This is a genomic window from Arenimonas sp. SCN 70-307 (assembly GCF_001724815.1).
Lineage (GTDB): Bacteria > Pseudomonadota > Gammaproteobacteria > Xanthomonadales > Xanthomonadaceae > Arenimonas.
Genome location: NZ_MEDO01000001.1, coordinates 26,164 through 37,996, shown reverse-complemented (window position 1 = coordinate 37,996; position 11,833 = coordinate 26,164). Strand labels below are relative to the sequence as shown.

The window sequence follows — 11,833 nt, the reverse complement described above, 5'->3', positions numbered from 1 at the left end:
CCGCGACCGCCGATGCGCTCAGCCCAGCGCGTCGAGGAAACCCGCCGGCAGGTGCAGGCGGCCCAGCCAGCCGCGCTGGGTACCGGCGAGCACGCGCAGCATCTGGCCGCGGCCGCCGGGCAAACGACCCAGCGGCAGGAAGGCCAGGTCGCGCAGGCGTGCCACCAGGTCGCGGTCGGACTGGAACACCGGCGTCAGCCAGCGGCTCCAGAACTGGTAAACGGCCACGTGCGCGCGTCGCGTGGCGCCGTAGTGCGCCAACGCGGACTCGACGCTGCCATCGCCGCGCAACGCATCGCGCAATGCCAGCGCATCGAGCAGTGCCATGTTCACCCCCTGGCCCAGCTGCGGGCTCATCGCATGCGCGGCGTCGCCCAGCAGTACCAGCCGGCCTTTCGACCAGGCACGCGGGATGGCGTCGCGATAGCGCGCCTTGGCCAGCATCGGTGCCTCCGTGACGCCCCCGAGCATCGGCTCGAGCTCCGGCCACAGCCGCGACACGCCGGCCTTCCAGGCGGCGAGGTCGCCGTCGGGCCACTGCGCCAGCGCCGCGGCGGGCAGGCTCCAGAAGAAGCTCAGGCGCGGCGTGGCGTCGCCGGGGCGAGTGCCCACCGGCAGCATGCCGGCCATTTCGCGGGCGCGGCGGTAGCGCTGGCGCAGTTCGTGGCCCCAGGGCCAGGCCGCCTCGGGCACCAGGCACCACAGCGCACCCCAAGGATAGGCGCGATCGAGCCGCGCTTCGCCCACGCCGGCGCGCAGGCCGGACGCCGCGCCATCGGCGGCGACGACCAGGTCGTAAGGCCCGTGGCGCCGGCCTTCGGCATCCACCAGCACCCGACCGTCGTCTTCCGTGCCCGCGATGCGACAGTTGGTGCGGACCTCGCCAGCCCCGGGCCAGGCATCACGCAGGACCTCGAACAGCGCGCCGCGCTGCAGGCCCAGCCCGAACAGGCGCCGGTCCAGGCCCTCGTAGCGCATGTCCATGACGGCGCGGCCGGTCTCGTTTTCGCCGTACAGACGGTCCACGCGCCGCCCCAGCGCCAGCACCTGCGGCAGCAGCCCCAGCTGCCAGAGCGCCGACAGCCCGGTGGGCTGCAGCAGGAAACCGGCGCCGACCGGGCGCAGCCGCGGCGCCTGCTCGAACACCTCGACCCGGTGGCCGTCGCGCGAAAGCGCCAGCGCGGCGGCCTGCCCGCCGCTTCCGTAACCGACGATGGCGATGTCGAGCGTGGGCATCCGGGGCTCCCAAAAAACGAAGCCCCGCCGGGGCGGGGCTTCGGGGTACGACGTTGGCTTTGCTCAGGCCGGGGTGACGTTGGAGGCCTGGGCGCCCTTCGGGCCCTGCACGACCTCGAAGCTCACGCGCTGGCCTTCCTGCAGCGAGCGAAAGCCCTTGGCGGCGATGGCGGAAAAATGCACGAACACATCCGCGCTGCCGTCCTCGGGAGCGATGAAACCGAAGCCCTTGGCGTCGTTGAACCACTTCACGGTGCCGAAACTCATGTGGTGACCTCACATACTGGAAGAACAGTCGTGCCCCGTGTTCCGGTGCCCCGGCCGCGTGCACGCTTCGAGTATGAACAAGGGCAAAACGCTTGACAATCACCCCAGGAGGGCGTCGAGCAGCGCCGGCAGCCCGGCCGAGGCGGCCTCGACGTTGGCCAGCACTTCCCCGAGGGTGATCTCGCCGGCGTCGCCGCAGCCGGCCGCCCAGTTGGCCACGATGGCCAGGCAGGCGTAGTCCAGGCCGAGTTCGCGGGCCAGGCCGGCCTCGGGCATGCCGGTCATGCCCACCAGGTCGCAGCCGTCGCGGCGCATGCGGGCGATTTCGGCCTTGGTTTCCAGGCGCGGGCCCTGGGTGGCGCCGTAGCAGCCGCCGTCCACCAGCGGCACGCCGGCCCGGCCGGCCGCGGCCAGCACGGCGGCGCGCAGCGAGGGGGTGTAGGGGTCGCCAAAATCCACGTGCAGCAGCTCGCCGCCTTCGTCGTCCCAGAAGCTCGAGGCGCGGCCCCAGGTGTAGTCGATCAGTTGGTCCGGCAGGCCCAGCACCTGCGGGCCGTAGCGTTCGGTGATGCCGCCGACGGTGTTCACCGCCAGCACCCGCGTGGCGCCGAGGTGCTTGAGCTGCCAGAGGTTGGCGCGGTAGTTCACCCGGTGCGGCGGCAGCGCGTGGCCCTCGCCGTGGCGGGCCAGGAAGGCCACGCGGCGGCCGGCCAGCGTGCCCACGCGCACGGGGCCCGAGGGCCGGCCCCAGGGCGTGTCGCCCTCGATGGCCTGCGGATCGCGCAGCGCGGCCAGCTTGTAGATGCCGGTGCCACCGATGATGGCGAGGTCGATGGCGGCCATGTTCAATCCTTGAGCGCGAGGATGGCGGGCAGGTTGCGGCCCTGCTCGTGGAAGTCCATGCCGTAGCCGTAGACGTAGCGGTCGGGTACCTCCACCGCGATGTAATCGGCGGCGATGCCTTCGACCCGGCGCTCGTGCAGCTTGAGCGCCAGCACGGCCACGCGCACCTCGGTGGCGCCCTGCTCGCGGCACCACTGCACGATGGCCTTGAGCGTGTGGCCCTCGTCGAGGATGTCGTCGGCCACCAGCACACGCCGGCCCTTGAGCGGCGTGGCCGGGCGGTGCAGCCACTGCAGCCCGGCACCGGTGGTGGCGCCGCGGTAACGGGTGGCGTGCAGGTAGTCGAACTCCAGGTCGGTCTTGAGCGCCAGCGCCAGGCGCGAGGCGAACAGCAGGCCGCCGTGCATCACGGTCAGGTAGACCGGGCGCTCGCCGCCGGCGTAGTCGCGGTCGATGTCGGCGGCGATGCGGTCGATGGCCGCTTCCAGTTCGGCCTGTTCGAACAGGCGGTCGGAGTTGGCCAGGGCGGTGCTCAGTTCGGGCGACATGTCAGGCGTTTCCTTGCTCGAGGCGTCGCAGCGCGGCGCGCGCCCCATCGTAGCGTGCGTCGGCCAGCAGGGTGTCCCAGGCCAGCGTGGTGCGCGCCATCAGCGGCGAAAGCAGCGCGGCCGGCGGCGCCGGGCGGTCGTCGACGGCGCGCAGCGAGTCGGCCACCAGGGCCGGCGCGCAGACCAGCACCACGTCGCAGCCGGCGTCGAGGTGGGCGTCGATGCGCGCCTTCACCCCGCCGGCGGATTCGGCCGCGGCCATGCCGATGTCGTCGCTGAAGACGATGCCGCCGAAACCCATGTCGCGGCGAAGGATCTCGCGGATCCAGCGCGGCGAGTAGCCGGCGGGCTCGGGGGCCACGGCCGGGTACTTCACGTGCGCCATCATCACCGCCGGCGCGCCGGCGGCGATGCCGGCGGCGAAAGGCACCAGGTCCAGCGCCTGCAGCTCGGCCAGCGGGCGCGGGTCGACGGCGTCGTCGAAGTGGGTGTCCTCCAGCACCGAGCCGTGGCCCGGGAAGTGCTTGAGCGTGGCGGCCATGCCGGCCTCGTGCATGCCGGCGACATAGGCGCGGGTGAAGTCGGCCACGATGCCCGGGTCGGCGTCGAAGGCGCGGTTGCCGATGGCCAGGTTGCCGCGGCCGAGGTCCACCACCGGCGCGAAGCTCAGGTCCAGGCCCGTGGCGAGGATTTCGCTGGCCATCAGCCAGGCGTGCTCGCGGGCCAGCGCCAGCGCGGCGTCGCGGTCGGCGGCGTAGAGCTTGCCGAAGCCCTCGAGCGCCGGCAGCTCGGCGTAGCCCTCGCGGAAGCGCTGCACGCGCCCGCCCTCCTGGTCCACGCACAGCAGCTGCGGGCGCGGCGCGGTGGCGCGGATGTCGGCGCACAGCGCCGCCACCTGCCCGCGCGAGGCGAAGTTGCGCTTGAACAGGATCACGCCCGACACCGCCGGGTGCTGCAACCACGCCCGCTCTTCGGCCGTCAGTTCAAGGCCGCTGATTCCCACCACCAGCATCAGGCTTTCTCCTGCGCGTTCCAGCGCGAATACGGGCGCTCGGCGAGCGCCAGGTTGTAGTAGCGAAGCTCCTCGGTCACCTCGCGGCCCAGCCAGGCCGGGCGCGCGAAAGCCTCGTCGGCGCTGGCCAGCTCGAGCTCGGCCACCACCAGGCCGGCGTTGTCGCCGGCGAATTCATCCACTTCCCAGGTGTGGCCTTCGTGCTGCACGTAGTGCCGCACCTTGTCGATGCGGCCGCCCACGCACAGCGCCAGCAGCGCCTCGGCGTCGGCCACCGGGATCGGGTAGTCGAACTCCTGGCGGGTGCTGCCCAGCTCGCGCGACTTGAGGTTGAGGAAGGCCGCGTCGCCGGCGATGCGCACCCGCACCGAGGCGTTCTGCCGGCCTTCGCGCATCGCGGCCATGTCGTTGATGTAGCCCTGGGCCATGCGCACCGACTTCACCACCTGCGCGCGCCAGCCGTCGCCGGCCAGCAGGAACTTGCGTTCGATCTCGATGCCCATGGCGGCCCCTGGTCCTATTTCTCGAACAGCGCGATCGATTCGACGTGCGCGGTCTGCGGGAACATGTCCATCGCGCCGGCCGCCACCAGCCGGTAGCCGCGCTCGCGCACCAGGAAACCGGCGTCGCGGGCCAGCGAGCCCGGGTGGCAGGACACGTAGACGATGCGGTGGATGCCCTTGAGCGGCAGCTGGGCCAGCACCTCGGCGGCGCCGGCGCGCGGCGGGTCGAGCAGCAGCTTGTCGAAGCCGGCCTTCATCCACGGCTCGCCGCCGAGGTCCTTGGCCAGGTCGGCGGCGTGGAATTCGACGTTTGCAAGTCCGTTGCGCGCGGCGTTCTCGCGGGCGCGGGCCACCAGGCCGGCCTCGCCTTCGACGCCCACCACCTGGCCGGCGCGGCGCGCCAGCGGCAGGGTGAAGTTGCCCAGGCCGCAGAAGAGATCGAGCACGCGATCGCCCGGCTGCGGATCGAGCAGCTCGATGGCCTTGGCGATCATCTTGTCGTTGAGCCCGGCGTTGACCTGGATGAAGTCCAGCGGCCGGAAGCCCAGGTGCAGGTCCCACTGCGGCAGCGCGAACGACAGCTCCACCTGTTCGGGCCACAGGGGCCGCACCGATTCGATGCCGCCGGGCTGCAGGAACACGGCGAAGCCGCTGTCCTTCGCGAACGCCACCAGGCGTGCAAGGTCGTCGTCCGACAGCGGCTCGAGGTGGCGGAACACCAGGGCCACGCCCTGCTCGCCGGCGATGAACTCGATCTGAGGCAAGGTGCGCTTGCCGTCGAGCGAATCGACCAGCGCGCCCAGCGCCGGGATCTTCTCCGCGATGGCGGGAATCACCGTGTGGCAGGTGGAAAGGTCCGCGACGAAGCGCGGGTTGGTCTCGCGGAAGCCCACCACCGCCTTGCCCTTCTTCTCGACGAATCGCACCGAGAAGCGGCCCTTTCGGCGATAACCCCAGGCCACGTCGGTCAGCGGCTCGAGCACGCGGGCCGGCTCGACGTGGCCGATGCGCTTGAGGTTGTCGAGCAGCACGCCGTGCTTGGCTTCGATCTGGCGCGGCTCGGACAGGTGCTGGAGCACGCAGCCGGCGCAGGTGCCGAAGTGGGGACAGCGCGGCGGCACGCGGTCGGGCGAGGCGACGAGCACCTCGAGCGCGCGGCCCTCGTCGAAGTGGCGGTTGCGGCCGGTCTGCTCGACCATCACGGTTTCGCCCGGCAGCGCGCCGCTGACGAAAATCGCCTTACCCTCGCGCCGGCCGACGCCGCGGCCATCGTGGCTGAGGTCGGTGATCTGCAGTTGGAACGGGGGGCGCTGCTTGAGTCGGGTACGGGCCACGGTGACGCCAGGGAAACAAAGGGGCGCGGATTGTCGCAAATCCGCGCTCCGGGTGCTTTATTTTTGCTTCCAGGTGCCGTCGCTGGCCTGGTACCACCAGCCCGCGCGGGCGCTGGTCACCCACTGGCGGGCGAAGGTCTCGCGGATCTGCTGCTCCCACTCGGGGTGGTTGTTGGCCACGGCGATCTCGCGATAGACCGCGTTGCGGTCGCGGTTCTCGTCGGCCACCAGCTGGTTCACGGCCACGCGGTCCTTGAGCGCCACCTTCGAGGGATCGCGCAGCACCACCAGGCCGTCGCGGCCGAAGCCCATGGCGCCCGAGTCGAAGTGCGCCTGCAGGGACGACTGGAAACGCGCGGCCATGCGGTCCTGGATCGCCTGGATGGCCGGCGTGCGGATGGTGATGTCGGCCTGCTGTGCGTGCGCCTCGCCGATCAGCAGCGAGAGCGGGTTGAAGCCGCGGCGCGTCGCCGGCGCCTGGGCGCGCGGATTGCCGTCGGTTGGCGCGGCCTTGCCGTCCTCGCCCAGCACCTTCTCGACGAACTCCTCGGCCGCCTGCTGCGCCTCGGCCGCCGGGAAATACACGTTGATGGTCACGCAGGCGCCCAGCGTGAACACGCCCAGCGCAAGCGCGGGGGCCAGAAGCCAACGTTTCATGTCCATGCCCATTTCGCTCTCCTTCATTGCGTCAATCGATGACCGGGGACTGGCCCTCGGTGGCGGCCACGAGGCGCGCCACCAGGGTGGGCCAGTCGACGCGGCGGCGGAACCCCACCACCTGGATGCGCGGCAGGCCGGCTCCTTCGACGATGGTATAGCCATCGCCGGCTGAACCGACACCCGACATCGCGCAAACGTTGTCGCGCAGCCGGCAGCCCAGGCCCAGGCGCGCGTAGCGGAAGTCGTCGAACAGGCGCAGCGCCTGCGCCTGCAGGCCGCCCATCAGGCCGCCGCCGCCGCCGACCTTGGAAATGTCCTCGACCGCGCGCTGGCTGATGCGCCGCCGGCCCTTCCAGGCCGGGTCCGAGCCCAGCCAGGCGTCGAAGGCCACCGGCGACCAGTCCACCATGCGCAGGCCGCTGATGCGGCCGTCCATGCGGCCGGTGATCGATCCGAAGCCGAAGGCCTCGGTCATCGGCTCCATGTCGATGTCCTCGATGCCGACGTCGGCCGAAAGCGTGGGCGCCACGCCGAAGGGGCGCTCCATCACCAGCTCCGACAGCGAGACCGTGCCGCCGAAGACCTGCATGGCCAGGCCACCGTCGAGCGTGAGTACGTTGCCCTCGTAGCGCGCCGAGGGAATGCGGCCGCCCAGGGTGCCGGTGAACGGCGGCCAGCCCAGGCGCTGCGAGAGGCTGCCGAGGTCGAGCTCCTCGAGCGTGGCGCCGAGCTGGAAACGCGTGCCCTGCCCGCCCCCGGGCGGCTGCCAGCGCAGGTGGTCGAGGCGGATCCGCCCCTCCAGCGCCGGGATATCCACCGGCGAAACCAGGCGCAGCTGGCCGTCGGCGCTGGTGAAGCCCATGCGCGCCCCGCCCAGGCCGATACCGAACAGGGCGCCGCGGTCCCAGGCCAGGAAGCCGGGCTGGGCCCCGGCGGCCGCGGTCCAGCGCAGGTCGCCCTGCGCGCCGGCGAGGATGAAGCGCTGGCGCGGATCGATGGCCGTCAGCTGCCCGAGGCCGAGTGCGAGGGACTGGAGCTCGCCGGCGCGCAGGTCGATCTCGGCGCTCGCTTGCCCGCTGAGCACCAGGTCGGCGAAACCTGCCGGCGCGAGGTAGCCGCTGAGGTAGCGGTCGCGGGCGGTGGCCAGTTCGCCCAGCGCCATCGACAGGCGCAAGTCCGATACCTCGCCGGCGGCGTCGAAACGGGCCGAGCCGCTGGCCTGCAGCACCCCGCCGTCGCGCCAGGCGAAGGCGGGAACCTGCCAGCCACCCGCTTCGCCGCGCAGCTGCACGTCCACCGCCACCGGCGTTTCCGGCAGCGGCACGTACAGGCTGCCGACCAGGAACTCGCCGCCACGCGCCTCGTAGCGCACGTCCACGGCCGGCTGCCCGGCGCGCTCGCGATAATCCAGGCGCAGGCGACCCTGCATGCCCGCCGCGGCCAGCCAGCCGTCGGGCGTTTCGAGCCCGACCCCGGACAGCTGCAGGTCGGTCTGCACCGCCAGCGGCGCATTGGCCGGCAGCTGCAGGTCGACGCGGCCCGCCAGCTGGCCGTCGCTCCACTGCCCCGCTTCCCAGACCGAGGCCAGGAAGGCCTCGAGCCAGGCCACCGGCACCGCGCGCAGGTCCACGCGGTGCAGGTCGGGCGCGGCGGCCTGCCAGTCGTAGCGCACGCGCGCACCGGACGCGGCGAGCACGGCTTCGATCTGCGCACTGGAGAGGGAAAGGGCCAGCGTGCCGCCGCCGGCGGCCGAGCGCACGCTGCCTTCGCACTTCCAGCCCGGGTCCGCGCTGCGTTCGAGCGGACACTGCCAGCTCACCCGCCGGTGCACGTGGCCCAGCGCCGGCATCTCGATGCGCTCGGCCTCGAGCCGCAGCTCGCCGGTGGCCGCGCCCTCGGGCCAGTCGAGCTGCACGCGCAAGCCCTGCGCGGTGGCGGCGCCGGAGCGCAGCACGTCCACGTCCATGCGCAGCACGCGCGCCTGCAGCGGCAGCGCCGCCACGATCAGCAGCAGGCCGCACAGGATCTTGCCGGGTCGGAACGCTCGCCGCATGCTGGCCAGCATAGTGCCTAGTCGATGGCCATCAAACGGGAATCGCGATGAACCCCCGCCTGCTGCTGCTCGAGGACGACCCGGTCAGCGCCGCCACCCTGGCGGCGGGCCTGGCCGCGCTGCCGGCCACGGTGGACCACGCGGCGACGCTGGCCGAAGCAGCGGGCCTGGCGCGCGCCGGCGGCCATTCGCTGTGGTTGTTCGACCTGCAGTTGCCCGACGGCCGGGGCGAGGACCTGCTGGCCGGGCTGCGTGCGGACGGGCTGGCCACGCCGGCCCTGGCCCTGAGTGCCGACGACGGCGCCGTGGCGCCGGGCTTCCTGCGCGTGCTGGCCAAACCGATCGAACTGGCGGCGCTGCGCCGCGCCGTGGCGGCGGTGCTGCCGCCCGGGGCGCTGCCGCCCTGGGACGAGGCCGCCGGACTGGCCGCGGTGGCCGGGCAGCCGGCGGCGCTGGCGCAGCTGCGCGCGTTGTTCCTGGCCGAACTGCCGTCGCAGCGACGGGAAGTGGCCGCCCACTGCGCCGCCGGCGAACACGCGCCGGCGCGCGCGGTGCTGCACCGGCTCAAGGCCAGCTGCGGTTTCGTCGGCGCCCTGCCCCTGCTGGCCGCCGTGCGCGCGCTGCACGCGGAGCCCGGCGATGCCGGCGCGCTGGCCGGCTTCGAGGACTGCTGCGCGCGCCTGCTTGGCGAGGCCTGAGCGGCCTCAGTCGCGGCCGAGCCGCGCCAGCTCCGACAGCAGGCCCCAGGATTTGAGGCCCTGCGCACCAAGGTGGCTGGCCAGCACGCCGCGCAGCGCGCCGCGCAGTTCGGCCAGCTGCTCGGGCGGCGGGCAACGGTCCGCGGCCAGGGCCAGCAGCGCGGCGCCGCTGGTCGAGCCGGGCGCATGGCTGCGGTCGCGGATGGCGCCGCGCTCGGCGTCGAGCCGGTAGCGCGCCGCCGGGTCGATGGCCTCGCCGTCCTCGGCCTCGTCCAGCGGCAGGCCGTAGCCCAGCACCTCGAGCAGGTCGCGCTCGAAGCGGCGCAGCTGCCAGGCCAGGCCATCGGCGTCGGCCAGGGCGGCGCGCAGCTCGCCGTAGCGCTCGTAGAGTTCGGGCGAAGGATCCTGGCGCGGCACCAGCCGCACCAGCAGCTCGCTGACGTAGAACGACGCCATCAGCGGCTCGCCGGCCAGGCGCGGCGCCGCGTCCACCGCTTCGGCCTGCAGCAGGCGCGCCAGCTCGCCGCGCGGCAGGAAATCAGCGCGCAGGTGCTGCAGCGGCTGCAGTGCGGCGCGCAGCGGATGGCGCTTGGCGCCCTGCACGCCGCGCACGACCACGCCCACCCGGCCGTGGTCGCGGGTGAGCAATTCGACGATCAGGCTGGTTTCGCGCCAGGGGCGCGCGTGCAGCACGTAGGCGGGCTGCGCGAGCACGCGCATGGTTCAGTCCGAATAACCGAAACGCCGCAGCGCGGCCTCGTCGTCGGACCAGCCCTCGCGTACGCGGCACCAGGTCTCGAGGAAGACCTTGCGGCCGAACAGCTTCTCCATGCCGATGCGCGCGCCAGTGCTGATGGCCTTCATGCGCTCGCCGCCCTTGCCGATGACGATCGGCTTCTGGCCCTCGCGCTCGACCCAGACGACGGCGGCGATGCGCAGCAGCTCGCCGTCTTCCTCGAACTTCTCGATTTCGACCGTGGTCGAGTACGGCAGCTCCTCGCCCAGGCGCAGCATCAGCTGCTCGCGCACCAGTTCGCCCGCCAGGAAGCGTTCGCTGCGATCGGTGATCTCGTCCTCGCCGAAATGCGGCTCGGATTCCGGCATCAGGAAGATCAGGTCCTTGACCAGCGCCTCCAGGCCCTTGCCCTTCATGGCCGACACCGGGTGCACCGAGGCGAACTCGCGCTCGTGGGTGATCTGGGCGATGAAGGGCAGCAGCGCGGTCTTGTCGGCCAGCTTGTCGACCTTGTTCACCACCAGCACCACCGGCACGCCCGACTGCCGCAGCGCCGAGTAGGCCAGGCCGTCCTCCTCGGTCCAGCGGCCGGCCTCGATCACCAGCGCCGCCGCGTCCACGCCCTCCACCGCGCCGCGCGCGGCGCGGTTCATCATGCGGTTCATGGCGCGCTTCTGCTCGCGGTGGATGCCGGGGGTGTCCACCAGCAGCAGCTGGCCATGCCCGAAGGTGGCGATGCCCAGCAGGCGGTGCCGGGTGGTCTGCGGGCGCGGCGAAACGATGCTCACCTTGGCGCCCACCAGGGCATTGACCAGGGTGGACTTGCCCACGTTCGGGCGGCCGAGCACGGCGACGGTGCCGGCGCGGAACGGGGTGTCGGGGGTGGCGTCGTGGCTCACTTGCTCTCCAGCATCGCCAGCACGCGTTCGGCGGCGAGTTGTTCGGCGGCGCGCAGCGAGTTGCCTTCGGCGAAGGCCTCGTGCGCCGGATCGGTGGTTTCGCAGGCCACGCGGAACACCCGGGCATGCTCGTCGCCCAGGGTCTCGACCAGGCGGTAGGCCGGGCGCGCGCGCTGGCGCGCCTGCAGCCATTCCTGCAGGCGGGTCTTGGGGTCTTTTTCGGCCTTGCCGGTGGGCAGTTCGGCCAGGCCGGGCTCGAACCAGGGCAGCACGGCGGCGCGGCAGGCCTCGAAACCGGCGTCGAGGTGGATGGCGCCGACGATGGCCTCGACGGCGTCGGCGAGGATGGAGTCGCGGCGGTGTCCGCCGCTCTTCATCTCGCCCGGGCCCAGCTCGAGGCGGTCGCCCAGGCCCAGGGCGCGGGCGATCTCGGCCAGCGAGGACTCGCGCACCAGGCTGGCGCGGGCACGCGTGAGCGTGCCCTCGTCGGCCTTGGGCCAGCGTTCGTAAAGGGCTTCGGCGACGACCAGGTTGACCAGGGCGTCGCCGAGGAATTCCAGGCGCTCGTTGTGCGGCGAACCCGCGCTGCGGTGCCGGAGGGCCTGTTGCAGCAGTTCGGTGGATCGGAAGCGGTGGCCGATCCGATCCGTCACTCGGCCGGGCGACCCGTCAGATCGACCGTGTGGTCGAACTTGCCCACCACGTCGAGGTTGCCGAACAAGGGCACGCGCACCTCGTAGGCGATGTTGAGCTTGCTCACGCCGCCCTCGCGCACGAGCTTGATGTGCTCCTTCTTCACCGACGAAACGTAGGCGATGCCGAAGCGACGATTGAGGTCGGTGTGCATCTGCGCCGGCGGGATGGAGGCGGAGTTCGGCTGCGCCGCGTACTCCTTCATCACGCCCTTGAGGTTGAAATTCTCGCTGTACATCGGGAACAGTTTCATCACGACGAGGGCGAAGAAGCCCACGACGATCAGCACCATCACGAAACTCATCAGCGTCATGCCGTGCGGCTTGCGAACCATGTCCTCTCCCCCGGGTG

General features: G+C 72.2%; 14 protein-coding genes. 1 reads left to right on the top strand and 13 read right to left on the bottom strand.

Going from position 1 to position 11,833, the window contains the following annotated elements; translation table 11 throughout:
• Window positions 1–18: 18 nt before the first annotated feature.
• From ABS41_RS00180 to ABS41_RS00140, 9 genes are all read right to left on the bottom strand, one after another.
• Window positions 19–1,236, bottom strand: coding sequence for an NAD(P)/FAD-dependent oxidoreductase (locus ABS41_RS00180; protein WP_290588674.1), 1,218 nt, complete (start codon window positions 1,234–1,236; stop codon window positions 19–21).
• A 63-nt stretch (window positions 1,237–1,299) separates the two neighbouring features.
• Complete coding sequence (locus ABS41_RS00175) at window positions 1,300–1,503, bottom strand: cold-shock protein (RefSeq protein ID WP_290588671.1); 204 nt, start codon at window positions 1,501–1,503, stop codon at window positions 1,300–1,302.
• A gap of 99 nt (window positions 1,504–1,602) precedes the next feature.
• Window positions 1,603–2,346 (bottom strand): S-methyl-5'-thioinosine phosphorylase, encoded by a 744-nt coding sequence (locus ABS41_RS00170; protein ID WP_290588668.1) that lies wholly within the window; start codon window positions 2,344–2,346, stop codon window positions 1,603–1,605.
• A 2-nt stretch (window positions 2,347–2,348) separates the two neighbouring features.
• Window positions 2,349–2,894 carry a hypoxanthine-guanine phosphoribosyltransferase gene (locus ABS41_RS00165; RefSeq protein ID WP_290588665.1) on the bottom strand — a complete coding sequence of 182 codons (546 nt, stop codon included), beginning with the start codon at window positions 2,892–2,894 and terminating at the stop codon, window positions 2,349–2,351.
• A 1-nt stretch (window position 2,895) separates the two neighbouring features.
• Window positions 2,896–3,906 carry a beta-N-acetylhexosaminidase gene (nagZ, locus tag ABS41_RS00160; protein WP_290588662.1) on the bottom strand — a complete coding sequence of 337 codons (1,011 nt, stop codon included), beginning with the start codon at window positions 3,904–3,906 and terminating at the stop codon, window positions 2,896–2,898.
• Window positions 3,906–4,409, bottom strand: coding sequence for a CYTH domain-containing protein (locus tag ABS41_RS00155; protein WP_290588658.1), 504 nt, complete (start codon window positions 4,407–4,409; stop codon window positions 3,906–3,908). The genes nagZ and ABS41_RS00155 overlap by 1 nt, the downstream gene beginning before the upstream one ends.
• A 14-nt stretch (window positions 4,410–4,423) precedes the next feature.
• Complete coding sequence (rlmD, locus tag ABS41_RS00150; RefSeq protein WP_290588655.1) at window positions 4,424–5,743, bottom strand: 23S rRNA (uracil(1939)-C(5))-methyltransferase RlmD; 1,320 nt, start codon at window positions 5,741–5,743, stop codon at window positions 4,424–4,426.
• Window positions 5,744–5,800: 57 nt separating this feature from the next.
• Window positions 5,801–6,400, bottom strand: coding sequence for a YdbL family protein (locus tag ABS41_RS00145; protein WP_290588652.1), 600 nt, complete (start codon window positions 6,398–6,400; stop codon window positions 5,801–5,803).
• Window positions 6,401–6,431: 31 nt separating this feature from the next.
• On the bottom strand, window positions 6,432–8,456 hold the full coding sequence (locus ABS41_RS00140; protein WP_290588649.1) for a hypothetical protein: 2,025 nt from the start codon (window positions 8,454–8,456) through the stop codon (window positions 6,432–6,434).
• A 47-nt stretch (window positions 8,457–8,503) separates the two neighbouring features.
• On the opposite strand from ABS41_RS00140, the gene ABS41_RS00135 reads away from it, so the two are divergent.
• Complete coding sequence (locus ABS41_RS00135) at window positions 8,504–9,154, top strand: response regulator (RefSeq protein ID WP_290588646.1); 651 nt, start codon at window positions 8,504–8,506, stop codon at window positions 9,152–9,154.
• A gap of 6 nt (window positions 9,155–9,160) precedes the next feature.
• On the opposite strand, the gene recO is transcribed toward ABS41_RS00135, so the two are convergent.
• From recO to ABS41_RS00115, 4 genes are read right to left on the bottom strand one after another with little or no spacing between them, the layout of a single operon-like run.
• Window positions 9,161–9,874 (bottom strand): DNA repair protein RecO, encoded by a 714-nt coding sequence (gene recO, locus ABS41_RS00130; protein WP_290588644.1) that lies wholly within the window; start codon window positions 9,872–9,874, stop codon window positions 9,161–9,163.
• Window positions 9,875–9,877: 3 nt separating this feature from the next.
• Complete coding sequence (gene era / locus ABS41_RS00125; RefSeq protein ID WP_290588642.1) at window positions 9,878–10,789, bottom strand: GTPase Era; 912 nt, start codon at window positions 10,787–10,789, stop codon at window positions 9,878–9,880.
• Window positions 10,786–11,442, bottom strand: a complete 657-nt coding sequence (gene rnc / locus ABS41_RS00120; protein WP_290588639.1) for a ribonuclease III — start codon at window positions 11,440–11,442, stop codon at window positions 10,786–10,788. Before rnc ends, era begins: the two co-directional genes overlap by 4 nt.
• Complete coding sequence (locus ABS41_RS00115; protein WP_290588636.1) at window positions 11,439–11,816, bottom strand: DUF4845 domain-containing protein; 378 nt, start codon at window positions 11,814–11,816, stop codon at window positions 11,439–11,441. Before ABS41_RS00115 ends, rnc begins: the two co-directional genes overlap by 4 nt.
• Window positions 11,817–11,833 lie beyond the last annotated feature (17 nt).

Excerpts from the sequence above, each read along its gene's own strand:
- ABS41_RS00155 (WP_290588658.1), bottom strand. The coding sequence starts at position 4,409 with ATGGGCATCGAGATCGAACGCAAGTTCCTGCTGGCCGGCGACGGCTGG.
- nagZ (WP_290588662.1), bottom strand. The coding sequence starts at position 3,906 with ATGCTGGTGGTGGGAATCAGCGGCCTTGAACTGACGGCCGAAGAGCGG.
- recO (WP_290588644.1), bottom strand. The coding sequence starts at position 9,874 with ATGCGCGTGCTCGCGCAGCCCGCCTACGTGCTGCACGCGCGCCCCTGG.
- ABS41_RS00140 (WP_290588649.1), bottom strand. The coding sequence starts at position 8,456 with ATGCGGCGAGCGTTCCGACCCGGCAAGATCCTGTGCGGCCTGCTGCTG.
- ABS41_RS00175 (WP_290588671.1), bottom strand. The coding sequence starts at position 1,503 with ATGAGTTTCGGCACCGTGAAGTGGTTCAACGACGCCAAGGGCTTCGGT.
- ABS41_RS00135 (WP_290588646.1), top strand. The coding sequence starts at position 8,504 with ATGAACCCCCGCCTGCTGCTGCTCGAGGACGACCCGGTCAGCGCCGCC.
- ABS41_RS00145 (WP_290588652.1), bottom strand. The coding sequence starts at position 6,400 with ATGAAACGTTGGCTTCTGGCCCCCGCGCTTGCGCTGGGCGTGTTCACG.
- ABS41_RS00115 (WP_290588636.1), bottom strand. The coding sequence starts at position 11,816 with ATGGTTCGCAAGCCGCACGGCATGACGCTGATGAGTTTCGTGATGGTG.
- ABS41_RS00165 (WP_290588665.1), bottom strand. The coding sequence starts at position 2,894 with ATGTCGCCCGAACTGAGCACCGCCCTGGCCAACTCCGACCGCCTGTTC.
- ABS41_RS00170 (WP_290588668.1), bottom strand. The coding sequence starts at position 2,346 with ATGGCCGCCATCGACCTCGCCATCATCGGTGGCACCGGCATCTACAAG.
- ABS41_RS00180 (WP_290588674.1), bottom strand. The coding sequence starts at position 1,236 with ATGCCCACGCTCGACATCGCCATCGTCGGTTACGGAAGCGGCGGGCAG.